The sequence below is a fragment of the Mesorhizobium sp. B264B1B genome (assembly GCF_020165765.1).
Taxonomy (GTDB): domain Bacteria; phylum Pseudomonadota; class Alphaproteobacteria; order Rhizobiales; family Rhizobiaceae; genus Mesorhizobium.
The window spans coordinates 18779-45586 of record NZ_JAIUIS010000015.1 but is presented as its reverse complement, the minus strand read 5'-3'; the positions used below and the strand labels follow the sequence as shown (position 1 = coordinate 45586).

Annotated in this window: 17 protein-coding genes; 4 read left to right on the top strand and 13 right to left on the bottom strand. The window is 61.5% G+C overall.

The genetic code is table 11. From position 1 onward, the window contains the following. Positions 1–72 precede the first annotated feature (72 nt). Positions 73–366 (bottom strand): calcium-binding protein, encoded by a 294-nt coding sequence (locus LB547_RS25645; protein ID WP_224655969.1) that lies wholly within the window; start codon positions 364–366, stop codon positions 73–75. A gap of 415 nt (positions 367–781) precedes the next feature. Here LB547_RS25645 and LB547_RS25640 point away from each other — a divergent pair, with 415 nt between their 5' ends. Next, positions 782–1090, top strand: coding sequence for a hypothetical protein (locus LB547_RS25640; protein ID WP_064994870.1), 309 nt, complete (start codon positions 782–784; stop codon positions 1088–1090). Positions 1091–2127: 1037 nt separating this feature from the next. Here LB547_RS25640 and LB547_RS25635 read toward each other — a convergent pair. Then, the gene (locus tag LB547_RS25635; RefSeq protein WP_041163934.1) at positions 2128–2373 is read right to left on the bottom strand and encodes a DUF982 domain-containing protein; all 246 of its coding nucleotides are present in this window, start codon (positions 2371–2373) and stop codon (positions 2128–2130) included. 1240 nt (positions 2374–3613) lie between these two features. Here LB547_RS25635 and LB547_RS25630 point away from each other — a divergent pair. The 3 genes from LB547_RS25630 (at position 3614) to groL (ending at position 8030) form a co-directional block, all read left to right on the top strand. After that, positions 3614–4336, top strand: coding sequence for a Crp/Fnr family transcriptional regulator (locus LB547_RS25630; protein WP_064994871.1), 723 nt, complete (start codon positions 3614–3616; stop codon positions 4334–4336). A 1671-nt stretch (positions 4337–6007) separates the two neighbouring features. Next, positions 6008–6304, top strand: a complete 297-nt coding sequence (gene groES / locus LB547_RS25625) for a co-chaperone GroES (protein WP_064994876.1) — start codon at positions 6008–6010, stop codon at positions 6302–6304. A gap of 61 nt (positions 6305–6365) precedes the next feature. Then, positions 6366–8030: a chaperonin GroEL gene (gene groL / locus LB547_RS25620; protein WP_086081374.1), complete on the top strand. Its 1665-nt coding sequence runs from the start codon at positions 6366–6368 to the stop codon at positions 8028–8030. 583 nt (positions 8031–8613) lie between these two features. Here groL and LB547_RS25615 read toward each other — a convergent pair. The 11 genes from LB547_RS25615 to LB547_RS25565 all read right to left on the bottom strand — a co-directional run bounded on the left by LB547_RS25615 (position 8614) and on the right by LB547_RS25565 (position 26668). Next, positions 8614–13743 carry a shikimate kinase gene (locus tag LB547_RS25615; protein ID WP_064995676.1) on the bottom strand — a complete coding sequence of 1710 codons (5130 nt, stop codon included), beginning with the start codon at positions 13741–13743 and terminating at the stop codon, positions 8614–8616. A 278-nt stretch (positions 13744–14021) separates the two neighbouring features. Next, on the bottom strand, positions 14022–14342 hold the full coding sequence (gene trxA / locus LB547_RS25610; protein WP_064995677.1) for a thioredoxin: 321 nt from the start codon (positions 14340–14342) through the stop codon (positions 14022–14024). A 2010-nt stretch (positions 14343–16352) separates the two neighbouring features. Further along, positions 16353–17093, bottom strand: coding sequence for an AprI/Inh family metalloprotease inhibitor (locus tag LB547_RS25605; protein ID WP_140501010.1), 741 nt, complete (start codon positions 17091–17093; stop codon positions 16353–16355). A 51-nt stretch (positions 17094–17144) separates the two neighbouring features. Further along, on the bottom strand, positions 17145–17522 hold the full coding sequence (csgH, locus tag LB547_RS25600; protein WP_140501008.1) for a curli-like amyloid fiber formation chaperone CsgH: 378 nt from the start codon (positions 17520–17522) through the stop codon (positions 17145–17147). A gap of 2 nt (positions 17523–17524) precedes the next feature. Then, positions 17525–18220, bottom strand: coding sequence for a hypothetical protein (locus LB547_RS25595; protein WP_140525781.1), 696 nt, complete (start codon positions 18218–18220; stop codon positions 17525–17527). 26 nt (positions 18221–18246) lie between these two features. Then, on the bottom strand, positions 18247–18741 hold the full coding sequence (locus LB547_RS25590; protein ID WP_181178021.1) for a hypothetical protein: 495 nt from the start codon (positions 18739–18741) through the stop codon (positions 18247–18249). A 267-nt stretch (positions 18742–19008) separates the two neighbouring features. Then, positions 19009–20205 carry a CsgG/HfaB family protein gene (locus LB547_RS25585; protein WP_181165454.1) on the bottom strand — a complete coding sequence of 399 codons (1197 nt, stop codon included), beginning with the start codon at positions 20203–20205 and terminating at the stop codon, positions 19009–19011. Positions 20206–20261: 56 nt separating this feature from the next. After that, positions 20262–20843, bottom strand: a complete 582-nt coding sequence (locus tag LB547_RS25580) for a curli assembly protein CsgF (RefSeq protein ID WP_210239494.1) — start codon at positions 20841–20843, stop codon at positions 20262–20264. Positions 20844–21025: 182 nt separating this feature from the next. Continuing rightward, entirely contained in the window at positions 21026–23206 is a 2181-nt protein-coding gene (locus LB547_RS25575) for a beta strand repeat-containing protein (protein WP_140762944.1), read from the bottom strand. A 75-nt stretch (positions 23207–23281) separates the two neighbouring features. Further along, the gene (locus LB547_RS25570; RefSeq protein WP_140762948.1) at positions 23282–25447 is read right to left on the bottom strand and encodes a beta strand repeat-containing protein; all 2166 of its coding nucleotides are present in this window, start codon (positions 25445–25447) and stop codon (positions 23282–23284) included. A gap of 222 nt (positions 25448–25669) precedes the next feature. Further along, a complete protein-coding gene (locus tag LB547_RS25565) occupies positions 25670–26668 on the bottom strand; it encodes a TRAP transporter substrate-binding protein (protein ID WP_140525785.1) in 999 nt (332 codons plus the stop codon). Positions 26669–26808 lie beyond the last annotated feature (140 nt).

The window sequence follows — 26808 nt, the reverse complement described above, 5'->3', positions numbered from 1 at the left end:
TGGCTCCGGTGCGTTTCAGCCACTTGTCGGACCGATTGTCGTAGCGAGATCGTTCCACCGTCCTGGCCGCTTTCACTCGCACCCGATGCCGTCGCGATCGCGATCTAGTCCGTTAGGATCACCGTTGGTGATTTTCACCCCATGGGGTGCGACCGGATTGTTTCCCTTGCCGCCTGCGCAGTCCAAATCAGCACCGCCAGATGGCACAGCTGCGGCAGTTGCGGCCACGCCTCGATACCTGTTGACGATTGCTGCGGCGCGTACGCCGTCGCCCTCGATATGGGTGTTGTTGCTGTTGGGATTGAATGGATCGACCGTCTGCAAAAGCATGTTGGCGTGGTACGCATCGCCAGCGGCGAGCGTCACCGAAATCGTAATTGTTCAAATAGTCGGCTGCGCAGCCCGAGATAAGTACCACGGACAACACGCACGAAAATTCGTGCACATGCATGAATGAATTCCCCAACCCAAGAAGGATCATGCGCTATTTGTCTCTTGCTGTCGAATCCAGAAGAGGTTTCGGCCTTCCGTGAAGGCACCATTGTCGTCATTGCCGTGTCGTCTCAGCGATGTTGGCTCTGGGGAGGAATACATGCGTGGCGCGCTCGTCTTTGGTTCCGTTCTTTCATTGATCCTATCATCGGCTCCCGCCTTGGCCTGGTGGGACGGCGGCCCCATGCAGATCGCCGCCGTGGCCTAATCAAAGCTGAGCGCACAGGCGAAGGCCAAGGCCGGTGCCCCGATCAAACTGAACCCCGACTATCAGAGCTGGGTCGCCGGCGTGCCGGACGACAAGAAGGCGCAGTATGCTTTCGTTCATGCGGCGGTTTGGGCTGATGACATCAAAGACCCTGCCCACGGCTACACCAAGGACGACGACACGCCAACGGGGCAGAACATCGGCTATGCCGACAAGAACATGCATCGCTACTGGCACTTCAAGGACATCAGCTTTTCGACCGACGGGACGCAATTCTCCGACGCCGATCCGATCAACGCGGTCTCGCAGATGAAACTCTTCGTCGCCGCGCTGCCGGCGTCAGCCGCTACCGACGACGTGCGCCCTTTTCTTTTGCTTTCAGCGCTTTAAGGGCGGCGTCCGTCAGCAGCCCAATGGTCTCCTGAAAAAGTACCGTCAGTACAATTTCAAGGCTCGGCAGCAGGAAATCCCTTTTTCCAGTGCCTTAAAGGGCAAAAAAGTACCGTCACGAGCCTCTTTGGTTGTGACTGTACTCAGAAAAATCCTGGCTCAGCCAATACGCCATCGGCGAGCCGACTACCGCGCCACCAATGATCACGATATCATAGGCATTGCGCGAAGGGGCTGTGTAAGGAGGGATTGCCACGACTGCTCTCCGTTTTCGAGGTTGAAGACGGCGATCAGACCGTCCGGGGCCCGCGCCAGCAGGCTGACATCAGGATCCATCCGAAGAAGGCGCACGAAGGCGCGTGACGCTCCGTCGGTGGCCACGCGTGTCCAGCGTTCGACTTCCTAGCAGCAGTCTGGCCGTCTACTTATCTGGGGTGGCGGTGGATCACCCTGCCCTGGATCAGTTCGCGACCCGCCTTGCCCGTCTATCGTTCGCCGCTTAAGCAGGGACGGTACTTTCTTCCACAGATAGCCAGTGACATGACAGTGGCTCAGGAAGAGAAATTCAAGGCCGCTCAGCTCCCGTCATTCGCTTCGAGGATGGGGAGCAGGTCGTGCGTCACGCCAAATTGCACGATTTACGGGGTTGCCGCCCAAGAACCGTATCTGTCCTGTGGCGGAAGCTTTGGAACAAGGGAAGTTGGGATCAACACCGAGCGAATGCTTCAAAGCAACTCCGTTGGTGGTATGAAGCAGGCGGTGTCGGGCGCGAGGGTGTCCACCATGCGTCCAGGTGATCCTCAAATGAACCCTCTGCACCGCTCGAGGCGCCCTTCGGGAGTTCCAGGCGGCATTTCTGTTCAATAGCTGAGCCAAGTCTGCGGGCGTTGGAAGCTGTTAAACCTAGATCACCGGAGGCATGCTCCGCGCCACCCTGCTTGGTCGCGCCATGATCACGCAGAGGGACTTCCCATTCTATGCTTCGATCGGGAGGAGGATTGAACCTGAATGGATATCCGGCCGACCTTCGCGCTGGTCTAATCGCCGCGTAGAATCTTCGCCTCGAGCGCGGCCGCAACGAATGCCCGCCTTGCAGTTGGCGGATGAGCCTCACCACGCAACACGTGCAGACAGGCATCCATCGCTGCATTCCGCTTCTTGGTCTGAGAACGAAGATCCCGCATCAAAATAGTTGCCGCGTCATTCACCTCAAGCACGATGCGTTCAGAGCTGTTACGGTTGACCTGAACGACGACTGGTCTCTCAAATCTGCTTAAGCCCATCGCCACGCTCCCCTCCACCCGGCGACGACAGGCCGCACTGTTTTCCTCAACCGAAATCCGCCTGAATCACCGCAGCTAATTTTCGGTCCCAGGCGACCCCCTGCCTGGCCGTAAAGTCTCGAGAATGGTCGGTTCGCGCTGAATAAAATAGAGTGGGATAACCAAGCCGAATGCAGCGACACTATTGAGAAACAGGTATATGGTCATATAGCCCCCCGGCCATTTTCATAAACCATACAGCCATGCAAGTTCGCTAAAAGCAAGCGACCCCGGCGCGCGCACCTGCGTATACACGGCAATGTCATGTCGCCTCGTTCACAGCCGGGCGCGGCATGCTAGCCAGTGCCTACAGCACTCGTGATCTCGGACCGTGCCCATGCGTCGCGGACGCCCGATAACCACGGAAGTGCGGTGCGGCACATTGAGGCCGAGCCTGCACAACAGTCTCGCGGCAGCGCGAATGTAGATTGGCCGGGAGAATTCGCCAAAGTACCTCATGCTCCGTCATCAGCGGAACCTGAGCTCGAACAAAGGCAAGTCCGAACGGCCGCCCATCCTGCAGGATGTGGTGACGGCCAGTCACCACAACATGATCATCGACGAGTTGGGAATCGGCGCTATCCGCGCGACATTGGACCAGACGGCCCCGGGCTGACATCAGTCGATCCTCAAACGTGTCCCCGTACAGAATAAATCCGACAGCCGCCACTAGGGCATTTCGATCGGACACGCTGAGTGTTGCTGACGTCCCGCCGACGCAACTTTCCGAGCAATCGTAGATCCGAGCGATCGGCGAAGGACAACAAAAATCCTCCGCCCCCCACCGCGGCCGACCGGACGCGCTGCGGCATTGGGGAGCGGTTACATCTAGCGGCATCCCCGAGCGCGAGGTGTCGTTCTCAGTGAACAGTTACGATTTGAAAGCGCGCCGGCTCTAAATCAGGAGTTCGTGCGATTCTCACGAAGCTCAAGGGAATCGGCGCGCTAGGACGACAGGTAACGGGAAAGAGCTGGGACCTCAGAATGTCGGTTTCGTACAAAGCTGAGTTTGGTACGTTTCCCACTCTGACATACTTTTCGCGTCTTTTGTAATCACGCGGCGGGGGCTCGCCGTGCATCGATTCGCATTCCGCTGTCATTGTCGTACCAAGGGGCGTATTGTCACGAGATCGTCTGCACGTTTTTACGGGCGCGGACGGCAAGGAGATTGGAATGCTCTTGCCCCAAGTGGGATTGAGCCATGACCAATCCAGTGAATGCTTCCTACAAAAATGAATTGCTGCGACGGCTTAGCGCGGATGACCTCGCGCGTTTGGAGCCGCATTTTGAGCGACGTGCCCTTGATCTGAGAATGCCGTTGGAGACTGCCGGTTCAAGGATAGAGGCCGTTTACTTCCTTGAGGAAGGCATCGGCTCTGTTGTCGCGATGACTCCGGACGGCAAGGATGCCGAAGTTGGCCTCATTGGCTTAGAGGGAATGACTGGTCCCGCGCTGGTGATGGGTGCCGACTATGCCGCGCACGATTGTTACGTGCAATTGGCAGGCAATGCAGTGCGAATCGGAGTTCAGCCATTCAAGGCGGCTCTAGTGGACAGCCCTACGTTGCATCCCTTCCTTTTGCGCTATGTCCACTATCTCCACATTCAGGCTACGTATACGGCCCTAATGAACGCACGAGCGAGCCTTGAAGAGCGTCTGGCGCGATGGCTGTTGATGTGTGACGACCGGATGCACGACAAACGCATTACGATCACTCACGAGTTTTTGTCTGTTATGCTCGGCGTAAGGCGGCCGGGGGTCACCGTTGGGCTCCAAGTGCTCGAGGGCCGTGGCCTCATCCGTTCGCGACGAGGTGAAATCGTCATTCGAGACCGCCAAGGCCTCGTTGCCCAAGCAGCTGGTATCTATGGGCAACCAGAAGGCGAATATGTTCGGCTGATTGGGGAAATCGCCCGACGCTGACCATGGGGTCTGTGGGGTCCGCAAGCTCGGTCCTCGCTAGCAGCTAAGCAGAATCTTGCTTCGCGCGCGGTCAGATGGTGTAGAGATCCCTGGCTTGGACGAGCGGGCGACGGTTTTTGCAAATCCCAAGAATGGCTTGCATACAGGAGAGCAGCCCTCCATCATAGCCGGATTCGCAGTTCCATTTTTTGCCAGCGCACCTTGCGATTGGCAGCACGAATCGGGACGCCGCCCCCTAGGAGGGGGAGAAACCATGCCTTCCGTATCTACTGGACGGGCCAACTTATTGGACGCAGAAACGGGCGCCCGTTTCATTCACGCGCTACTCGATGAACTCTCTGGCGGGAAAGCGCCCACGCCCGACTTCGTCAAACAAAGCGCGGCGACAGTGCTTGCCAACGAAATGAATGTGGCGAGCCGGCCGGCATAGTCGTACTGAATGAGTGCACGGCGATCTATGCAGGAGGCAAGTCCGGCCAGATTTCGGAGCTGTATGTTCGACCCGAGATGCGCTCCAATGATTGCCCCTTGTCTGCTCGAGGTCGCTGTGCGGGAAAGCCGCGCTCGTGGTTGGAAGCGACTTGAGGTTGGAGCACCCGCGCAACCAAAATGGAAACGCACGTCGATTTCTACTCGGACGGGTTCGAGGAAGTCGGCCCTCGGCCCCGCAGGACTATTTAGACAATCTGTCCCCAACCTATGCCAAGCTACACAGGTGTAATGCAGGGTCACTTCGCCAGCAACGGTTATTCTCGCTTCGACGAACTTCAAAGCCGGCATGTGGCAGATCAAGTTCGGCTGCGAGCATCTTCACCCTTGGAGGAGGCGCGCTGCCTCGCGTACGGATGTCACTCGCGACCCACTCCCAGACCTGTTCCTGGCGCCCCTGATTGGTTGGAGTTTAGAGGCGCCCCTGATTGGTTGGAGTTTAGAAAAGTCAGCCACCGTCTGGTCTGACCGACGGAGCCGATCCTACCGGGGCGGCTCTGGTGTGGATCAAACGCGCCATAGTCCATTGTGAGACGGGGGGTGCCGCGGCGGATTGAGCGCACCTGATGAGCTTGGCAGCAACAAAACCACTTGCCGACTACCAGCACTCCGAGTGGGTTTGTTCCCGAATGAACTTCCTCGCGAGGCGCACCCGTGTGCAGGTGCGGTGATGCGGCGACAGCCGTAGCGGGCTGGCCGACAAAATGTAAGTAAGCGGCAGCAACCCCTGCGTCCTGGGTTTGAGCAAACCACAAGCGAGATACGGCCTTCAATCCGAATGCCTCCTGGCACAAGAAGTTCGCAAGTCTCGCTGCCTGATCAGCACTCCCCGCAGCGCGCAGGCGTTGCAACGGATCTTCAAAGAAATTCACAGGCTCTTAGCACTCCAAAGCCGCTGGGAATGGTAGGCGAACATAAATTGTCGAAACGCGCTGCCGAGAATGCCAAATGACGAAGTCAGCAGGAGTGTTCAAAGTGGTCGCCTTGCCTGAGAGCTTTGGATCAAGATTTTGCTCATGCGCCTGCCCTTTCGTCTTGACTATCTCCGGCTTACCCCTTAATCCTCCCGTTGTTAGCACTCGCTCGCGGTGAGTGCTAACAACGGTCCGGCAAAGCCGGGCTTTGCAGTTTGTCCGGCGTGGCCGGACGGTGTTTCTCACCGCTCTCACCGAGGAAGAAAAAATGGCAAAGTCGAAGTTCCGCCCGCTTCATGACCGCGTGGTCGTTCGGCGGGTCGAATCCGAATCCAAGACCGCGGGCGGGATCATCATCCCGGATACGGCAAAGGAAAAGCCGCAGGAAGGCGAGATCATCGCTGTCGGCTCCGGTGCTCGTGACGAAACCGGCAAGCTGGTCCCGCTGGACGTCAAGGCTGGCGACCGCATCCTGTTCGGCAAGTGGTCGGGCACCGAAGTCAAGCTCAATGGCGAAGACCTTCTGATCATGAAGGAATCCGACGTGATGGGCATCATCGGCTGACCGCCGTCGCCTTTCATCACATCCAATCTGAATTTAGGCCGAATTGCCCAGGAGCAAAAAAATGGCTGTGAAGCTCGTCAAATTCTCCCGTGATGCCCGCGAACGCATGCTGCGCGGCGTCAACATCCTCGCCGACGCGGTGAAGGTCACGCTCGGCCCGAAGGGCCGCAACGTCGTCATCGACAAGTCGTTCGGCGCCCCGCGCATCACCAAGGACGGCGTCACCGTCGCCAAGGAAATCGAGCTTGAAGACAAGTTCGAGAACATGGGCGCGCAGATGGTCCGCGAAGTCGCTTCGAAGACCAACGACATCGCCGGCGACGGCACCACGACCGCGACGGTTCTGGCGCAGTCGATCGTCCAGGAAGGCCACAAGGCCGTTGCCGCCGGCATGAACCCGATGGACCTGAAGCGCGGCATCGATCTGGCTGTGACCGAAGTCGTCGCGACGCTGATCAAGAACGCCAAGAAGATCAAGACCTCCGAGGAAGTTGCTCAGGTCGGCACGATCGCCGGTAATGGCGACGAGTCGGTCGGCAAGATGATCGCGGAAGCGATGCAGAAGGTCGGCAACGAAGGCGTCATCACGGTTGAAGAAGCCAAGACCGCCGAGACCGAACTCGAAGTCGTCGAAGGCATGCAGTTCGACCGCGGCTATCTCTCGCCCTACTTCGTCACCAACGCCGACAAGATGGTTGCCGAGCTCGAGGACGTCTACATCCTGCTCCACGAGAAGAAGCTCTCCAACCTGCAGGCCATGCTGCCGGTTCTCGAAGCCGTCGTGCAGACCTCCAAGCCGCTGCTCATCATCTCGGAAGACGTCGAAGGCGAGGCCCTGGCCACGCTGGTCGTCAACAAGCTGCGTGGCGGCCTGAAGATCGCTGCCGTCAAGGCGCCGGGCTTTGGTGATCGCCGCAAGGCCATGCTGGAAGACATCGCCATCCTCACCGGTGGCCAGGTCATCTCGGAAGACCTCGGCATCAAGCTCGAGAACGTCGGCCTCAACATGCTCGGCCGCGCCAAGAAGGTGTCGATCTCCAAGGAGAACACCACCATCGTCGACGGCGCCGGCAAGAAGGCCGAGATCCAGGGCCGCGTTGCCCAGATCAAGCAGCAGATCGAAGAGACCACTTCGGACTACGACAAGGAGAAGCTGCAGGAACGTCTGGCGAAGCTCGCCGGCGGCGTTGCGGTGATCCGCGTCGGCGGTGCGACGGAAGTCGAAGTCAAGGAAAAGAAGGACCGCGTCGATGACGCCCTCAACGCGACCCGCGCGGCCGTCGAAGAAGGCATCGTTGCTGGTGGTGGCGTCGCGCTGCTGCGCGCTTCGCTGAGCATCAACGCTGTCGGCGTCAACTCCGACCAGGCCGCCGGCATCAACATCGTTCGTCGCGCGCTGCAGGCTCCGGCCCGCCAGATCGCGGCCAACGCCGGTGCGGAAGCCTCGATCGTTGCCGGCAAGATCCTTGAGAACAAGGGCGCGACCTTCGGCTACAACGCCCAGACGGGCGAATATGGCGACATGATCGCCATGGGTATCGTCGATCCGGTCAAGGTTGTCCGTACGGCTCTTCAGGACGCGGCCTCGGTCGCCGGCCTGCTGGTCACCACCGAAGCCATGATCGCGGAGGCTCCCAAGAAGGAGTCGGCTGGCGGCGGCATGCCTGGCGGCATGGGCGGCGGCGGCATGGGCGGCATGGGCGGCATGGGCGGCATGGATTTCTAATCCACGCTACCTGCGCAATACGGAAAGGGCGGCAGCGATGCCGCCCTTTTTTTGCACAACTTCGCGGAACCACAGCTACATCGTCGTACTGGCCGCTTGATACCGCCTATTACCTCATGTCCATTTCCAGCACCCATCTCGTCCTTTGACGCTCTTCTTGATGCAGTCAGCAACAGCTGGTACCGGTCACAACTCTTTCGCGTACTCTTTTACTGCAAATTCAAGTGATTGGGGCATAGGGACAGGAAGCCCTGAGCGGTTCTGCAGCCAAGCTGTGCAGAATTTGTCGGTCTGCCTCTGTCTCCACGCCCTCGGCCATGACCTCGATCCCAAGCACAAGCAGCCTGTCATCTCGAGACCTTGCCAGACCGCGAACGAAGCCCTGCTGCCGCATCACTGCTGTGAAGGGCGGGCCATTGGGCGGTCAACGAATCTCCTGTGTCATCTAGGACCAGATCGACTCGGCCAGAGGCTTCTGACGACTTTATGCATGCGATTCCCACTTTTGTTAGCATTCGGCGCGAACCCGCCCCCTGCACCAAACCTGCGAAAGGACCTGATCGTTGTCGCCTAAAGCTTGTTGTCATCGACTTGAGCGTTCTCTGCTTCTCATGGAAGATGCTAAATCCGCTCGTGCGTTATTGCCGGCCAGCAAAGGCTGCGGGTCGGCGGTGAGGGTGTCGAGAGGCGGCAGTTCACCTTGACTCATTGGTGCCGCCGGCGCCTGGATGGTTTCCACGACTGTGCCGGAAGCACCGGAGACATGTGACATCTCGGCAGCGGGCGTCAGGGCGGCTTCTCTCTCCCTGCTGCACAGAAAATCGTGGAGCGCCTCCACGCAAATGCCGGCGTTCTTCTTGTCTTTTCTAAAGGTCGGGACCACCTTGATATCGGCCTGTTGGTAGTCTGGCCCGCGCTTTTCTAACATGTTTTCGAGCTGCTGCTTGATGTCGGGGCCTTGCAGCAGCGGCCGGCCGGTGTCGCCCGTGGAGCGCTGCTGCAGGTGGAGGCGCCTGCCGATCTCATCCAGGTCGGTGTTGAGCCAGATTGACACCGCCTTCTCGCGGATCAGGTCTCGATTGGGCTGCTTGACAAAGCCGCCGCCGCCGGTTGCGATGACCATGGGGCCTTTCTTCAACTGCTCGGCGAGCTCTCTAGTCTCCAGCTCCCTGAAGTAGGGCTCGCCACGGCGCTCGAATATATCCTTAATATCGCCGTGCCCTTTGATGATAAGTTTATCGATGTCGACAAACTCCACCCCCAGCTCCCTGGCAAGGCGGGGGCCGATGCTCGACTTGCCGCTCGCCGGCATGCCGACGAGCACGACCGGCCTCGTACCGAGGGCCGCGACGATCTTGCCGGCATGCGGCGAGAGAATGACCGCACTCTGTTGTCTTGCGACGGTGGGCGACCTGGAGGTCCCTGCCGCCCTCGACCTGCTTTCTCCTGACGAGCCCCAGTGTAATATGTCCCAGGCACCACGGGGAATGGGGACCAGCTCGCATTCGCTCTGCGCGCGCTGCGCGAGCTCGGCCCGGTAACTGGCCGGCGTATGGAACTCGACCTCGAAGCGATAGTTCTGTGCGGTTCTGAACGCCGTGTGAACGCCGCGTAACCCCTGCGTGTCCATCCTGATGAACCAGTTGGTGGTCTCGACCTCGCTGCAGTCACGCTCCTCGAAGGCCAGTGCCGCCTTCCTGAAGGCGCGCGTAAAAGCCTCGTCCGGGATCTCAAAGACATGGCGCACTGCACTGGTGACCAGTTGGGCATCCGGCGCCGCGCTCACGCCCTGGCCGGTCAACTCGTTGGCTGTCCCGATCTGCCCACGCGACCGTTGATCAAGATGCGGCACCTGCACCTCGATGCCGTCCTGCCGCAAAAGCTCGGCAACCGCATGCACAGTTTCGGTAATCGCGCTTTCTTGCGCTTGGGCGAGGGCGGCTTCGAGCCTGGCGCGCTCCAGGGCCTGTTCGCTGTTCGGCGCTATCCTGCTGGCGGGGTCGTCGTAGGCCGGAATTGCTAAGGCGCTGGGCAGTATTCGGTTTTCGACGGCGAGTCTGATCGAGGCCTCCATGACCGACGCCGCCAGCGTGGGGTTGTCCTTCAGATCCGCCAGGCTGCCATCGACGTCGAACCGGCCCTGTTGGAGCTTTGCCGCCTGCGACTTGACATAGGGCGCCGACTTGAAGCCCGGCCTCTGCTCTATGAGCCGCTGCAATTCGGTGGTTTTTTGCATGAACACTCGCGCACCGGTTTCGGACTTGTAGGCGTCCGTGCCGACCTTGATGCCGACGCTCAACAGATTGATCGCGCTTTCATGCAGATCGACCGGGTTGTAGCCGTCGGGCCGCGGATCAATGCGCGCCTGATAGCGGTTGAGCAGGAAGTCGACGCGTTTCCTGGCATCAGCGGTTGCCGGATAGGATTCGCTGAGTTTCGGGAAGAGCGCGGCGGCCTCGGCGCTGACGGCAGGCTTCGCGCCGGTTGAGGCCACGGATCGCGCAAACTTCTGCTTGACGTCCGACTGCTCATGAGCCGGCTCGCTATTGAGCTGCAGGTTCCAGTCCTGGAGCTCGGCCACTAGCAACGCGGCCAGTTCGCAGGCCACCGGATGCCGGGCGGTCTTGCTGTCTTCCCCCGCCCTGGCGATCAGCTCATGGAGGGTCTGGCCATTCGGCCGATCTTCCTGCAACAATGCACGGATGTCGGCCTTGAGCTCTTGATGAATGCCCTCGTAGGTGCCGAAGATGGCACGCTCAGCAAACCAGCGTTGCGCCTCCAGCGGCTGCGCCAGCACGTTGCGCTGCAGGCAGCTGTAGGTCTCCAGCACCAGCCCGGTGGCCGACAGGATCTGCTTGGACCGGCTGAACTGGTAGCCGCCTTTCTCAATGGCCGGCGTGTGCGACTTCGGCGGCTTCATCGAGGCGATGCCGCGCGCCTGCAGCTGCGCGTCGAACTGGCGCACATGCTCGTAAAGGCGAGGCTGGTCGCCGATGATGATGACGGCATCGCCATCAAAATCGCCGTCGAGCATTTTTTGTTGGACGGTCGGAACCGCAACCAAAGAGCCGGGCGCGAACACCTCCGTCGCCTGCAGGATGCCGACGCACTCGAGCGCGGTGTCGGTCTTAACCCGGTCCTTTTCCTCCAGCCAGCGCGAATGGCACTTTACGTCCTCGGCAGACATCACCATCCCGCGGTCGGCGAAGTCCGCCGGCCACATTTCGTCGGGCACAACGATCAAGACGCCTTTGGCAAAGAAGGTCGGATCGTCGGCGGCAAGCCTAGCCCCCGATCTGTGCGCGACGTTGAAGCTGTATTGGAAGGCCACGCACCGATCCAGGAACGCCGCGGTGCGGTCGCCATCGCGCGCCGACCTGACCCGGTCGGCGGCGAACGGGCGCAGGTTGGGCTTGTCATAGGGGGAGCGTCCGACAAGTACGCCAGCGTCACGGGTCAAGGTCTTGCTCTTGCCCGTCGGCACATACAGGCATTCGTCACTGGACGGCACGGCGATAGCGTTCGAACCCTCGATATGCCCGCCCGTGACCGTCCGAAACAGCTCCTCGGTGGTGAGGCTTTGATGGGTTTCGAGCCACGCCAGAGCCTTCTCGCGGGTCTCCTGTGCCACCTCGACGCTGCGCGGATAATGTTGCAGCGCCGTGGGCGGTACCGCCGATTGCCTTTTATCGGCAAAGGCAGGCATCCGCTCGGGAGCGTCGTGGCGAGCCCGGGCAACGGACGGCATGCGCTCGGCCAGCGACGCCCTGATGAAGCCGCAGCCGTCATGCGGCCGCAAGGCGATCTCGCCGTCTCGCCCCTCGAACCGGAAGGGATGCACCGCGCCTGCGGGGCGGTCGGGCAGAAGGGACAGCTTGAAGCACCCTTCCAGCGCATAATCATGCGGGCCAACGTCGGGGATGCCCGGCGGCGCGGCAAATCCGCGGCGCTGGGTATAGTAATAGGCTTCCTTGAACGGCGCCCAGGCCCGCGACAGCTGCTCAAAGGCCGTACCCGGAGCCGTCTCGGCATAGGGGATCGCCAAAAGCTTGCCGCTTGGGGCCTCTGCGGCCGTGAAGGGCAGGTCAGAGGCAAGCTGGTTAAGGCTCCTTTGCGGCGGCTTCAGTTTGCTGCCGCCGAACAGGTCCATGCGGTAGGGCACGCCCTCCACGGCCACCGTGCGTGTCAACATGGCGCCAGTCGGAGTTCCCTTTAGCTGCACCGCCACCACGTTCACCGCGCCCGAGGTCAAGCGATGGAAAATGGAATAGCGCAACTCGGCTTCGCTGGCCAGCGGCTGGCCTTGCATGTCGACCACCGGCAGCCGCATTAGTCCGGCATCGCCTTGCGGCGGTCTCGGCTCTTGGTCCATGGCCTGAAGCACCCGATGAACATCGAAGCTGGCGGCTGCATGCTGGGCCTGGATCATCGATGCGTTCTGCGCCATGAAGGTGTCGAGCGCTTCGAGCGGTTCCTTCGCCTCGATAGAGGCGATCACGTTCCAGCTCTTGTAGGAAAGGTCGGCGTCGATGAGGGTGCGGGCGCTCTTCAGTATCTGCCTAGTCTTGCCATGCAGCTCTTCCTGCCTGGCCCGCAAGGCGAGCTCGTCGCCGTCGACATAGGGCCGCCGGTAGAGCGTCTCCAGCACCGCCCGGGTCTTGAGCACCTGATGGATCGAAAGCGCCGGGCGGCGGCTTGCATTGGCGCCGCTGGTACGCTCGGCCTGGCCTGCTGCGAGATAGGCATCTATCTTGTGTTCCACCACCGGCTGGATGGCGTTGAGCAGGTTCAGCGTCGACTTGCGGTGCCAGCGCAACGCCGGCTTCGGGCTGCGAGCTAGTGGCAGCAGGGAGCTGCAAAGATTGCCCATCGTCTCGAGGTTGTTGTCGAGCTTAAACCCGGGAGCGGCACGTAACACCTCGAGCCTGTCCAGCCCCGGCTGTGCCAGCATACCCAGATCATCCAACAACTGCGCCTTGCCCAACGCCTTGAATATACCCGCGACGGCATGGACATCGGCCTGCTGGAGCCGATCCTCGGCATATTGCAGGTAGTGCGCCAGCTGATGCAGCCGGTCCTTCAGCAAGGCCGGTTCGGCGACCTCGCCGGCGGTCTCTCCCGCCTCGATACCCCGCGACAGGCCATTGGCGATCCTGACTAGTGCGGGCGTGCCGAAAGCACTGAAGCGACGGCCCTTGGAACCGAGCTCGCTGGCGATGGCAACGATCGCCTTGCGTGCTTTTTCTTCTTCCGGCCACTTGCCGAAACCGTTCACCAGATTGGCCAATTCTGAATCAGAGAATCCGTCGAGATTGCCGTCGCGGGCAACCACCGCGCCGGCGATGGCAAGCGTCGCTTCGCGCGTCTCCTGCTGGTCCGGCCATCTGCTGAAGCCGTTCACCAGATTGGCCAACTCTGGATCAGAGAATCCGTCGAGATTGCCGTCGCGGGCAACCACCGCGCCTGCGATGGCAAGCGTCGCTTCGCGCGTCTCCTGCTGGTCCGGCCATCTGCTGAAGCCGTTCACCAAATTGGCCAACTCTGAATCCGAAAATCCGTCGAGATTGCCGTCGCGGGCAACCACCGCGCCGGCGCTGGCAAGCGTCTCTTCGCGCGTCTTCTGCTGGTCCGACATTGCGTCGGAGACGCGGTGCGGGCCTTCTTCGCTATCAGGACGCCCTGCTTGTCCGACCAACTCTCCGGTACTGCCCATATTCCCTCTCCGATCCAGCAAGACGCATCGCCTAAGCCTGTCAACAACAGGGCGTCATTGGTTGAGTGCGGTCACGCGAACCTGCAACGGCATGCGTGAAAGCTGCGGCATTCACGCAACGGCAACTGCCTCGACAACGCCCCAGTGAAAAGCTTCCTCGCCACTCGTTCGTTCCGGCATAAAGCGGAAGCACAAAGGGCTGAGCCCTGTACAAATGCCAATAAATCACTATGAACCCACGGGGCGGATCTACGGTTTCTTCATTTGAGCGACCTCGATCAGGCAGCGTTCGAAATCCAGTTCAAAAGAGCTGTCTTCGGTTTGGCGCCGACCGAGAAATCGGCCACTTCGCCGCCTTTGAAGATCGCAAGCGTCGGAATGGAGCGCACGCCCAATTGGGCGGCGAGTTCCGGGTTTTCATCGATGTTAAGCTTGGCGATCTTGATCTTGCCTTCCATCTCGACGGAGATTTCCTCGAGGCTCGGAGCAATCATCTTGCAGGGATCGCACCATTCGGCCCAGAAATCGACGACGACGGGTGCTGCGGATTCCAGAACTTCCGACTGGAAGTTATCGATATCGACTTTCACGGTAGCCATGGCTGCTCCTTTGACCGAAGAATTGTTGAATCAAATGTGACGGTTTCCGGCTTAGCCGAACGCTGTTTCCACTTTGACTGAGCCCGAGTTAGATGATGTAAGTTTTGCCAGCGGCAAATGGACCTTCGTTCAACATCGAATGCGCCGATTGGAGCGTGTCCTGCAATGAAGATCCAAAGTTCTGAAGGGTCAACGTCGAAACGGGTTACATTCGTAATGTGGATAGATCGGACATGCTGGACCGGCTCGCAAGCATGGGATCTCCGAAGCGACGATCTACAATTGGAAGCCCGCGGCAAGGCCTGGCAGATAGTCTGCCCCTGTCGCCGGACGGCATCGCGCACGATAACCATGACGTGACAGCGCAACGGACGGTGCGACCAGATGATCTGCGAGGGGAAACGCCACGCCGGCTTGGCTTGCCAATGACTTCAATGCCAACCCACGGCATAGAGGGGTCCGGTAAGCTTGGCGCCATTGTCATTGGCGAAGCCGTCGGCGAGCACCACGATTTCGTCGAGGACCGGCCGCGATAGCCCGCTTTATCGGAGTGGAACGCAGGGCAGTGGCGTTGCGACAAAAAAGCTCGCGGCCTGCGGCCCGCGCCCGTCATCCCGTTCTGCCAAGCGAAATGTCGTCGAGATCCTCTTCGATCACCCCAGCCGCGTATAGCTGATCGAGCAGGTCGGCGATGGCAAGGACGCTCGCTGCATCCGTGACCCCCATAATCAGCTCCGAGGCTGTACAGTTCCCGCTCGCGATTAGATGACAATGGAAATCGGAACCACCCCGTCGAGCACTCGATGCTGAATGTTCCGTGAGCGGAGATGGAAGCAGTGGTCCCCCGCCTCGTGTTGCAGGTCTCCGCGGAAGCGAATTGGCCGGTTGGGAGGCGGGTTTTCGAGCATATTCGTCGACGATGCCATCGAGACCCTCCCGGAACTCGTCGGGCGTGCTGAAGACACGTTGAGACATTATTCGGTACCCGAGAGGCCAGCGTTCGTTACCGGCGTCACCAGTTGTAAACGTCCCTGCCGCATATTTGCCAGAGAGCCAGAAACACAGGCGATAGTCGTGGGACAGCCCTCCGGCACGGCGATTGCGGCATCTTTGCCGGACGCCCTCCTCCGCGCGCGTGCGCGCCCGGTGAAAGCCTTTGCGATCGGCCCGTCCTTGCCCCGCAGGATGAATTCGACCCCATCAGGTCCTCGGGCGAAAACGCCGCGTGTATCTGATTATGATCGTCCGTGCTTAGCACCGAGAAACGATTGGTCACGCGACCGTGGCGTTCAAACAGTTCGAGCATGCGGTTGGCAGTTCGCCCGTGATTTGATGGTAGTCGAACAGAAAACGGTCATACTCCGAGTGTCGATCGGGTCTGTGGCCCAGCAACAGAGTCCAGTGCGGCACGCGACATGGGCCGAATTGCTGCCGATCACATCACCATCGCAATGCGAGTTGGCGATCAGGTTGACCGTCAGGGAAAGTACGGCTCGAGTGAGGCGTTAGGCACTTCGACATCCCAGGTAAGAGCCCTCCATTGCCGAATTTGGTCTAAGTGTCCGCGTCCAGGTGACCAAAACTCACTTTAATGGCTGCGATGAGGGCGAAGCAGTCGTTCAGGAATTTTGTCCGCAGGGGACACTCTGTCCAAGTTGCAAACATCGCATGGCAAATACATGTGACTTGATTGTCGATGGATAGGTGATAAGTCGCTGCGATGCTCGACTGCATCTAGGGTGCGGCGGCGTCGGACCGAAAGGCAATGTTCGGGAACCGAACCAATCCACAGAAATATTTTGTTGGTATTTTTGTTGGTCAGCGCTGCTGCTGCTTCATAACTATGCAATTGAGAAACCAAGTGCTATTTTCTCTGCTTGGATTCCGCCTCTGGGCACCATTTCCCCCTAAGCCGCTGATTTTCCTGAAGCGTTATTTTCCAAGGGTTTGACCCACCTCGACTGTCATACACGCTGTGATACAGTCGAGGAATGGACGACATGCGCAAGATTAGCCGCCCTGCTTGGGGCAAGAGTTGTCGAAGGTGACGATGGCCCAGCGGTTCTGGCGCAAGGCCAACTTGCGCATCCATCCGGTCCTCTCCCCGAACTTGGCGCGGCACCAGGCGCCGTCGGTCGCCGTCATGCACAGTTCGGTCGTGACGCAGGTTTGCGACGGAACCACGCCGACCACCTCAGCGTCGTCGCGCGCCTCGGCGCGGACGTTCAGGTTAACCAGGACCTGGACGCTGGCGCCTTCCGGCGCGGGAGGCGCGGCCTGTGCCGCATCCGCGCACTTGCTGGTGAAGCCCGAATAGAAGCAGCCCCCGGCCCGCTTGGCAGTCTTGAGCATGGCCGCCGTTCCGGCAACACCGACCTTCTCGAAGATCAGGGGAGCGCCCGATACGCTGGTGCCGCTGATCCGCCGCTGGTTGCCGCCAAGACGGGCGATCACCGCTCCGGCCGCATCGAACAGGGCCATCTGACCCTCGCTCACGCCCCAGGAACTGACCAGAGCGGCATCGCCGCGGCAGCCCAGCCCCTTAATGGCGAAGCGGCCGTTCGCATCGGCTGTCGACCCCAGCGCCATGTGGCAAGTTGAGGGAAGGTTGGAATAGCGCGCATCAACGAGCTGCCAAGTGCCGCTGAATGCCTGAACGAACTGGTCCACGGACTGCGCCCGTACCACCGTGGCCGGGAACGACATGCCCGCCACGGCCAGAACGACGGTCAAAAATCTCGCAACCTTCATGATGCCCTCTCCGCTACGCGAAAGTCGAAAATTAGGGAGCTAGCGACTTCCTCAGGGCTCGCCCGCCGAAACCTCGGCCTGGCCGACGACCCTGCCGTCCTGCCGGAGAACAACCCTGATGGAGATGTGGTCGCCCTTGGCGAGAGACAGCGCAGTCCTGGCTATGTCCTGGGATTGGCCGGCGGAGAGCCTCAGTGTGCGGTTCTGGCGCGTGGTCATCGTGCCCGAGCCGCCCGTCCGGTCGATCTCAACCGAGCCCTCGATCTCCACAACGCCAAGGCCGACGGCCGATGCAGTGATCTGGACCCCGGCGCCCGTGGGCACGATGGCGATGGAGGGGACCGCGACGGCGCCTCCGTGCTGCGCCACCGCGCCGCCTGCACCGCAGGCGGCGGCAAGACCCACGACGAGTGCAGCCGCGCCGCGCATCGCTAGAAACCGGTCTGGGTGATCGAAACTGTTCCCGGCGCCGTCGAGAACACCTGCATGCCTGTCACGCCTACCGGGCTAAGATTGTTGCCGTTCTGCGTGATGGTCACGGCGGTGTTGGCCGCCACGGACGTGGAGAAGGTGTTGCCGTTGCCGTTCTGAACTATCTCGCCGCTGCCACCAGAACCCACGGTGAGTGAGTTGGCATTGCCGCTGCCGTTCTGCACGATCAGACCGGTTGCGCCACCGCCTACGGTCAGCGATGCATCGTTGCCATCGCCGAGCTGCAGGACGGCGCCAAGGGAATCGGCCCCAAATGCGCTCAACTGAGCCGAATTGCCCAACGTCCCGCCAGCCGAATTGTCCTGGAGAAGAAACAACTGACCACCATCGCCTTCGATGGTCAGCGTTGCGGTGTTGCCCTGGCCTGTCTGAAGCGCGGACGGCGCAGTCGCCTGGTCCATCCGGTACAGGTCGCCGACAGCAAGCGTGCCGCCGAGCGCGTTATCGATCATCTGCTGCGTCGGGCCGGCGACAAGCGAACCGGTGGCGCGCGACTGGTCTGACGACAGGACGTTTCCCTCGAGCGCGCCAGGAGGGCTGGTCTGGATGATCTTCAGGACGTTATTGTCGCCAGCAAAGGCCGGAGAGGAACATAAGACGAGAGCGCTCGCCAGAACAGCCGTAGATTTGCGCATGATGCGAACAAGCTCCCTGTGTTGCGTCACCAGGATGTCTGCGAGACGCTGACCGTATTGCCGTTTCCGGACTGTGAAAATCCCACGACGTTATTTCTTCCGGATTGGGTGACGGCTGCCTGATTTGCCATGCTCGAGATCGAGGCTGTAAGCCGGTCGCCGCTGCCCTCCTGCGCGAAAGCGAAGAGATTGTAGCTGCCGGTTACGCTGGCGATGATGTGGTCGTCGAATCCGCTCTGTGTGATCGAACCGGGCGTGAGGCCAGCCGAGAGGATCGCTCCGATGAAGGACGGGCCAAGCGGGCCGCCGTTGAAATCGCTCTCGATGTTGACGTCGATCACGTTCGCCGCGCCGAGACCGTGGTGGGCCTGAAGAACGGACACCGCATTGAGGCTGCCGCTCACGCCGAGCATGAGCGAATTGGACAACCCGTGCTGGGCCAGGATAACCAGTTCGTTGCCGGCCTGGGCAGGCGCCGACGCCAAGACGACGCCCGCAACAAAGACAGAATGCAGATTCATTGTTACAGTCCCCTCGTAATGTGGGGAGATCATCGCAAGTGCTGCCTAATATTCGGGCCTCGGGATCGATCAAAGTTGAAGCAACGTCGCTTTCTCCGGTCCGACCGAAGACAAGGTCATTGCTGGAGCACGACGGCGCTCTGCCAGAACCAGCCTGAGGCGCCACGCCACCGAACTGGTTGCTGTCGCCGTGCACCGACGCCAGGAGGGTAAGCGCCGCGCCGCCCTTTGCGTTGGAGAACGGATTGAGAGGGTCCATGAGCATCGTCAACGCACCGGCGCTATCGAGGCCACATAGTCACGTTGCCGGGCCGCCTTCGGAGTCGCGGCAGGGTTTGGCGCCGTCGCCGCGCCGGCGACCGCAGGCGAAGCCTCGGGAACGGCCACGCCCGGCTCAAGCGAGCCGACGGTTTCGTCCGGCGCTGCGGGAGGCGGAGCCACGGGGACGGGCGCGCCCGGCGGCGGAGCCGCCAGGGCCGGAGTCGTGCGTCGCGGCGCAGCCGCCGCGCGCGGCCATGCGGCTGTCGTCTCGACGACGTCCGCGGCGTTGCGTGTCTTGGGCGGCGGCACGATTTCAGCGGCCGCGGTCAGCTTGGTGCCATACTTCTCGTTGCGGTAGTCGGCTATCAGCTCGCGTCCTGCATCCCGGTCCTCGAACGACCAGACACCGAGTTCGGCGCCCTCGATGATCATACCCATCACCGCCTTCTCGATGGCCTGCTGCACGGCGATCTGCTTGGGCTCGTTCTGGGTGACGCCCGCCTCAGCCTCGAGGATCTTGTCCAGGGCGACATAGCGGAATGCACCGCCCTGCAGCGCGTAGGAGGCGATCATCTTGTGAACCGCCACGCTGGACAGCACCTCTCCCGTGTTCGTCGAAACGGCCCGCAATGTGACGGTCACAGTGTCCTGCTGCCACTTCACATCGCCGCCGATGCCCAGGTAGCGCGCGCCGATGCCGCCCGTCATGGTGTTGGTGTCGTAACCGGTGATTCCGCCCTGGAGGATGATGCCCGCGTGATCGAGCGGCGGCAGGACCCGCGCGTCGATACGCTGCTCGTTGCGGTAGAGCCGCCGCATCTCGGTGACGATCTGCCGTTCCTTGAGCAGGTCGTCAAGGCGGGCACGGTCGAGCACGGTGAACCAGCGCTTCTCGCCAGCATCCTGCAAGGCCTTGATCAGCATGGGCGCACCGCCCTGGGTGACAGCCCGCGACAGGGTCTGGACGTTCTCGCGTTCCTTGTACTGGCCGGTGAGATCGGGGAAATCGTAGACGGCGACGGTAATTCGCTTCGAGGGGGCCGGGATGGTGCGCAGGCTGTGGCTCTGCTTCGTCACAGGCGTATAAACAGGCTGCAGAACGCCTTCGGTCGGCACCGCCTGGCATCCGCCAAGCACTGACACGAGTGCGCCTACGACGGCGACCCTTGCGATCTTTGTCCCAAAGCGCCGGCTTTTCGGCATGTCGCCCTCCCGTGAGGCCGCTGCCCGCACTCGCACTGATCCATCCCGCATCGAAATCAATTGAGCCCCGGGCTGAGCGACGTGCTCGACGTCAGGTCGCCGCTCAGGGCGCCGGTGTTCAATCCGCCGGACAGAGCGTTGCCCGACTCCAGGCCACCAGCGCCCTGCATGAGGGAATTCACGGTGTTGTTTGTCGCGACCAGCAGGGGCACCACGATCTCGGTGACGCCGGTCGGGTCAGTGATGATCAGCCGGATCGAATCGACGGTCCGCTCGAAGGTGACGGTCGTCTCACCGAAACGGACCGTACCCGAGTCCTGGGGATTGTCACCGAAGATCGCCTCGGTAACCTGACTCGCGAGCCCCGAAAGCAGGCGGCTCTGGAGCTGGCGGATGAAGAGGTCCGCGTCGGTGGAGCCCGGATCGCTCGGATCCGTCGAATCCGTGCCCGGGCCTGGCGTACGGGCCGTGGCCGTACGCTGGGCGTTGGCGAGGCCGAGCAGGTGAGACGAATTCAGCGGGCTGCCGCCGAAGGAGGGGTTGACCGGAGTGTAAACCATATCCTGAGCGACCGAACCGCCCGCGGCAGCCAGAACAACGCCAGCGGTCAGAAGCGCCGCACAAGCAGTCTTCATCATCTCATCTCCCCCAACACCTTGCGAATGAAAACCGCCATAACGGCGTTTCTTGCAAACACTTCCAGGCACCGTTTCCGCCACCCTGCCGCTTTTCCCCAACGTACATGACAGGATCGCTATTGCGCCTGCGCCCGGCCTCACTGCGCTTTTACGGGACGTGCTGGCGGGGCGGCCTGGCAACCCTACTGCGAGACGCCGATGCTGTTTGAGCTGCCGATCTGGCTGAACGATGCATAGTTGCTGTTCCCCGCCTGGACGATCGCGACCTCGTTGCCGGTTCCCATGACCGACCCGTCGATCGTGTTGCCGCCGCCGATCTGGGCGAAGGCGAACTCGTTCAGATTGCCGACGACGTCATAGGTCAGGCTGTTGCCCGACAGCGCCGAGGACGAGTCCTGAAGCGCCCTGCCCGCCACGAGTTGACCGCCAGACGTGCTGACCAGCAATCCCGCGGCGCCGGTCAGGCTGCCACTGCCGTTCGAGTCCCCCTGGAAGGTCATGCTGACCGTATTGAAGCTGCCGTTCTGGTCGATCGCTACATCGTTCTGGTCGCCGAAGATGTCGACAGAGCCGGTATTCACGTCTCCTGTCTGACTCAGCGTGACCTCGTTGGCATTGCCGTTCGCCAGCGCCACCGCGTCGTTGAAGGTGCCGTCCTGATCGACGTCGAACTGGTTGCCGTCCCCGTAGATCTCGATGAGCGCGCTGTTGATGGCGCCGTCCTGGGCGAGCGTTGCGCCGTTGAGGTTTCCGGTGACGACCATCCCGCCCGTATTGCTGCCCTCCTGGTCGACCGCCACGTCGTTCTGGTCGCCCTGGATGTCGACTGTCGCTTCGTTGGAGCCGGCCGCGCCGAGTTGATCGACGACAAGGTTGTTGCTGTTTCCATCGACGCGGATCCCGGCTTCATTACCGAAGGAGGAGATGGCTTCCTGGTCGAGCGAAACGACGTTGAGGTTTCCGGTGACGAACACCTCGCCCGTATTGCTGCCGTCCTGGTCCACCGCCACGGCGTTCTCGTCGCCGAGAATGTCGACGGTCCCGTAGTTGCTGCCGATCACGCCCAGCTGGTCGAGCGAAATCGTGTTGGCGTTCCCGTCGACGTCGATCTCGCCGACATTGCCGAACGAAGCGAGGCTGTCCTGGTTCAGGACCACCGCATTGTCGTCGCTGCTGCCGGCGGTCCGGGATCCGATCAGGACCTCGCCGAGATTGGCGATTCCGATCTGGCTCAGTGTAAGTTCGTTGGAGTTGCCGTTCGCAAACGCCAGCGCCTCGTTTGCCTCGCCAATCTGGGCAATGCCGAACTGGTTGCTGTCTCCGCGGATCTCGAGTTCGGCGCTGTTGACGTCGCCTTCCTGCGATACCGCGACCTGATTGGCATTTCCGTCCACAGTGCCGACGATCCGGTTACCCAGCCCGTCCTGGACGAAGCCGAACAGGTTGCCGTCGCCGGTCGCGACATAGCTCAGGTCGTTGCCTTCCCCGGTCTGGCGAATGCGCGACTGGGAGATCCCCACGCCCAGCGCCACCCCGGTGAAGACGCCGGACGTCACCCCGTTGCCGGCACCCGAGAAGGTCAGCCTCGCGGTGTTGTCCAGGGTGCCGGTGTTGGTCTGGCTCAGCTCGCGAATCTGGTTGCCATTGCCGCCGCCCTGGGTCACCGACGCGACGTTCGTGCCGCCGCTCGAGGCGCTGTTGATCTGCGTCGCCGTGTAGACGAGCTGGGAATTGCCAGTCTGGTTGACGGTCAGCTGGTTGCCGAAGCCGGTCTGGTGCGCGCCACTGCCGTCATTGCGCGGGCCGCTGCTGGTGTTGCCCACGCGCGAAGACTGGCCGGTCTGGGTGATGGTGACGTCGTTGGAACCGTCCGCGGCGCCGCCGGTGAAGGTCTGCCGCAAGTTGGAGACGCGTGCCGACCAGCCGCCGTTCTGGGTGATCGTTGCGTTGTTGGAAGAGGTCGTCGCAGACGTGCCGCCATTCTGCTGCACCTCGAAGACGGCCTGGTTGGCACCCGTCTGATCGATTCGCAGATAGTTGGAGTTTCCGATCTGGTCGATGCCAAGACCCGCCTGGTCGCCCGGCGCTCCTGCCCGGTTGATCTGGTTGCGCGGCGGGCTGTTCACGTTCGAGTCATGCGTCTGGTCGATGATCAGCTCGTTGTCGGTGCCGTCCTGCCGGATTCGCTGCGTCGTATGTCCGGCTCTGTTGCCGACGGCTGAACCGTTCGACTGGCCCTGGACGATGGAGGCCGAGTTACCGTCGCCGATCTGGTCGATATAGGCCTCGTTCTCGCCTGCGAGTGCCGCCCCCATGAGAAGTCCGACCGCCGTGGTGGTCGCAAGTGTCAGCTTGAATGTCATCGTGTAACCCCTGTCACGCGGTTGAATGTTGCTCGAAGACGTGGGCCGGGCGGCTTCCCGCCCGGCCGATAGTGCTTACTGCGAGACTGAGAGGCTGTTCGAGCCGCCACCGTTCTGGGTGAACGACGTCACGTTGTTCGACCCGTTCTGCAACACGGCAACCTGGTTTCCATCGGATGCGCCGGCGTTGCCGACGAGGCCGGTGATGGAGTTGCCGCCACCGATCTGAGCAAAGGCGAACTGGTTCAGATTGCCGATGACCTCATAGGTCAGGCTGTTCCCCGTCAGGGCCGAGGACGAGTCCTGAAGAGCCCTGCCCGCCATGAGGAGGCCGCCAGAGCTGCCGGCCAGAGCTCCCGCAGCGCCAGTCAAGCCGTTCGCGCCGTTCGTGTCACCCTGGAAGGTGATGAGGGCCGTGTTGAAGCTGCCAACCTGGCTGATCAGCGCTTCGTTGCCATTGCCGGTCGCCAGGCCCAGCGCATCGTTCAACGTGCCGGACTGGACCACCGCCAGCTCGTTGCTGTCTCCGAGGATCTCGATCTGCCCGTTGTTGGAGTCGCCGGTCTGGTCGAGCGATGCGGTGTTGAGGTTTCCGACCACCGACACCAAGCCCTCGTTCCTGCCGACCTGGTCGACCGCGACGTGGTTCGTGTCGCCGAAGACGTCGGCGAGCACGTTGTTGCCGTAATCGAGACTGGTCACGCCGAGCTGGTCGACGGAAATCGTGTTGGTGTTTCCATCGACGAGAATCTCGGCTTGATTGCCGAACGAGGCGCCGCTGTCCTGGTTCAGAGCCACGACATTGTCGTCGCTGCCGCCGTTCCGGTCGCCGACCAGGATCTGGCCGATATTGGTGCCTCCCGTCTGGCTCATCGTGACGTCGTTGGCGTTGCCGGTCGCCCGCGCCGTCGCCTCGTTGTAATCGCCGGACTGGTCAACGTCGAACTCGTTGTCGTCCCCGATGATCTCGAGCAGCGCGCTGTTGACGGCGCCGTCCTGGTCCAGCGTTGCGTCGTTGGCGTTTCCGACGACGTACACGTCGCTCTGATTGCTGCCGTTCTGGTCGACAGCCAGGTCGTTGTCGTCGCCCTGGACGTCGACGGCCGCCTCATTGTAGCCGATCGCGCCGAGCTGATCGACCGACACCGTATTGCCGTTTCCGTCGACCAGGATCTCGGCTTCATTGCCGAACGAGGAGCCGGTGTCCTGGTTCAGAACCACCAGGTTCTCGTTGCTGGCGCCATCCCGGTCTCCGATCGCGATCCGACCGATATTCGCGTCGCCCGTCTGGCCCACCGCGAACTCGTTGGCGTTGCCGGTCGCCCGAGCCACCGCGTCGTTCCCCGAGCCGGACTGGTCGATGCCGAACTGGTTGCCGTCACCGAGGATGTCGAGCAGCAGGCTGTTGCCGTTGCCTTCCTGCTTGATCAAGCCTTGCGTCACCGAGGACGAGGTGCTGACAAAGGTGCCGAAGCCGGTCGTGCCGTTCGAGTTGCCGACCTGCGACGCTTCCGCGGTGTTGCCATCGCCGACCTGCGACCCGTCGATCGCGTTGCCGTCGCCGTCCTGGCTCATGGCCGTCGCATTGCCCTGGCCGTTCTGGAGCGAGGCGCCGATGCGGTTGCCTGCCCCGGTCTGGCTCAGGTTGGCGTCGTTGCCGCCGCCGGTCTGCGTCACCCCGCCGCTGACGGAGTCAGCGTTGCCGGTGCCGATGATGTTGCCGCCGGCGCCTTCGCTGGTCTGGGTGATCGCCACAGTGTTGGCAGCACCCGAGACATGCGTCTGTGCGATGCCGGTGACGGTGGAGAGCCCATCCACAGGCTCGCCCGAAGCGGTCTGCTGGGTGACGGTCGCGCTGTTGAGCCTCCCCGAGCCGCTTGCGCTGCTCTGGTTGATCTGGTTGACGCGGTTGCCGTCGGAAAGCTGGTCGATGACCAGCACATTGCCGTCGCCTGTCTGGTCGAGGCCGGTGCCGCGGGTACCCACCTGGTTGCGGTTGCCGGCCTGCCCGACATCGAGGTTGTTACCCGAGCCGTTCTGGCTGGCCGCGTCCGTCGCGGTGCCGACTTCGTTCTCGTCGCCGGGACCCTGGACCACCATGCCAGTGTTGCCGCTGCCCGTCTGCGAGACGTTAGCGAAGTTGTCGTCGGCCCAGGCCGGCGCAGACACCAGCGCCATCGCCGTCGCGGCCAGAAGTGTCGAAGCGAAACGTTTGGATGAGAGTAGTGCCGTCTTCTTCATTTTGATTATCCCCAACTAGAGTGAGAGATGTCGATGCCGGTCGCGCCCGGATGCCGGAAGCCGGATTGGAGCGCGGGGGCATCGTCAATTTGTTGAACCTTGGCGTCTGCGACGTGTCGTAAGCCGCGCACACTGCTTGCGGCTTCAAACTGACTCGGACGCACGATGCTTCTGCAAATGGACGCCGGAGCAGGCGAACCTGGCTCCGGCGCCATAAGACCTCTATGGCTTGGCAACTGCCGCCATAGCGGCGCGCGCCTGCTCGACCAGATCGACGCCGATCTTTTCGCTGTACTCTTTCACGACAGGCGCAACGCGTTCGGTCATGGCTGCGAGCGCTTCAGGCGTGGGTTGGGAAATCTCGAAGCCCTTCGCCGCGAGCTCCGCCTCCAATTTCCCTGCCTCCTTGCGAGAAAGATCCCGTTGGAAGGCTGCCGATTCCTTCGCAGCTTCCATGACGGCTGCCTTGTCCTCCTCGGAGAGGCTTCCAAACCATTTCTGGCTCGCGAGAAGAACAAACGGCGTATAGACATGGCCCGTCTTGGTCAGATACTTCTGCACCTCATAGAACCTTGCGGTGTAGATAAGAGCGTACGGCGTCTCCTGGGCATCGACGGCGCCATTTTCGAGCGCGCTGTACAGCTCAGGCCAAGGAAGCGGCGTCGGATTGGTTCCCAAAGCCGTCCAGGTCGCAATGAACAACGGGTTGGGTATGACGCGGATGTTGATCCCTGCCATATCGTCCACCGTTTTGACGGGACGAACCTTGTTGGTCATGTGGCGGAAGCCGTTGTCCCACCACGCCAGACCGACGATGCCGGTCTTTTCCTTCAGCTGTGCAAACAGCTGCTCGCCGACCGCGCCGTCCATGACGGCATCGACCGCGGCGAAGTCCTTGTAGAAAAACGGAAGATCGTAGATCATGAATTGCGGAACGACGCCGACCAGGTTGGGCGTGGGGCCAACCATGATATCGATGAAGCCGGCCTGAACCGACGCCTGCATCTCGGGCTCGCTGCCGAGCACGCCATTTCCGAACGTGTCGATCTTGATGCGCCCGCCCGTCTTCTCTTCCACCAGCTTCGCAAAATAGCGCGAAGCCTGTCCGACCGGATGGTCTTCCGTAGGCACGTAGCCCAGGCGCGGGTTCTGAGCCATGGCCGGAGCGGCGGCCAAGAGCCCTCCCAGCAGCGCCGCAGTCAGAAACAATACTTTCTTCATAGTTCAACCTCCCAAGAATTGGTTCAAAGGAACCAGAATGCAGGAACTGCAACCACTAAGGAACAGGACCGGCGGTACGAGAATGGCCTATTCGGCCAAGACTAACGATATGGCGTCCCTGGCTGCTGAAGCGGACGGTA

Excerpts from the sequence above, each read along its gene's own strand:
- LB547_RS25635 (WP_041163934.1), bottom strand. The coding sequence starts at position 2,373 with ATGGGCTTAAGCAGATTTGAGAGACCAGTCGTCGTTCAGGTCAACCGT.
- LB547_RS25630 (WP_064994871.1), top strand. The coding sequence starts at position 3,614 with ATGACCAATCCAGTGAATGCTTCCTACAAAAATGAATTGCTGCGACGG.
- groES (WP_064994876.1), top strand. The coding sequence starts at position 6,008 with ATGGCAAAGTCGAAGTTCCGCCCGCTTCATGACCGCGTGGTCGTTCGG.
- groL (WP_086081374.1), top strand. The coding sequence starts at position 6,366 with ATGGCTGTGAAGCTCGTCAAATTCTCCCGTGATGCCCGCGAACGCATG.
- LB547_RS25615 (WP_064995676.1), bottom strand. The coding sequence starts at position 13,743 with ATGGGCAGTACCGGAGAGTTGGTCGGACAAGCAGGGCGTCCTGATAGC.
- trxA (WP_064995677.1), bottom strand. The coding sequence starts at position 14,342 with ATGGCTACCGTGAAAGTCGATATCGATAACTTCCAGTCGGAAGTTCTG.
- LB547_RS25605 (WP_140501010.1), bottom strand. The coding sequence starts at position 17,093 with ATGAAGGTTGCGAGATTTTTGACCGTCGTTCTGGCCGTGGCGGGCATG.
- csgH (WP_140501008.1), bottom strand. The coding sequence starts at position 17,522 with ATGCGCGGCGCGGCTGCACTCGTCGTGGGTCTTGCCGCCGCCTGCGGT.
- LB547_RS25595 (WP_140525781.1), bottom strand. The coding sequence starts at position 18,220 with ATGCGCAAATCTACGGCTGTTCTGGCGAGCGCTCTCGTCTTATGTTCC.
- LB547_RS25590 (WP_181178021.1), bottom strand. The coding sequence starts at position 18,741 with ATGAATCTGCATTCTGTCTTTGTTGCGGGCGTCGTCTTGGCGTCGGCG.
- LB547_RS25585 (WP_181165454.1), bottom strand. The coding sequence starts at position 20,205 with ATGCCGAAAAGCCGGCGCTTTGGGACAAAGATCGCAAGGGTCGCCGTC.
- LB547_RS25580 (WP_210239494.1), bottom strand. The coding sequence starts at position 20,843 with ATGATGAAGACTGCTTGTGCGGCGCTTCTGACCGCTGGCGTTGTTCTG.
- LB547_RS25575 (WP_140762944.1), bottom strand. The coding sequence starts at position 23,206 with ATGACATTCAAGCTGACACTTGCGACCACCACGGCGGTCGGACTTCTC.
- LB547_RS25570 (WP_140762948.1), bottom strand. The coding sequence starts at position 25,447 with ATGAAGAAGACGGCACTACTCTCATCCAAACGTTTCGCTTCGACACTT.
- LB547_RS25565 (WP_140525785.1), bottom strand. The coding sequence starts at position 26,668 with ATGAAGAAAGTATTGTTTCTGACTGCGGCGCTGCTGGGAGGGCTCTTG.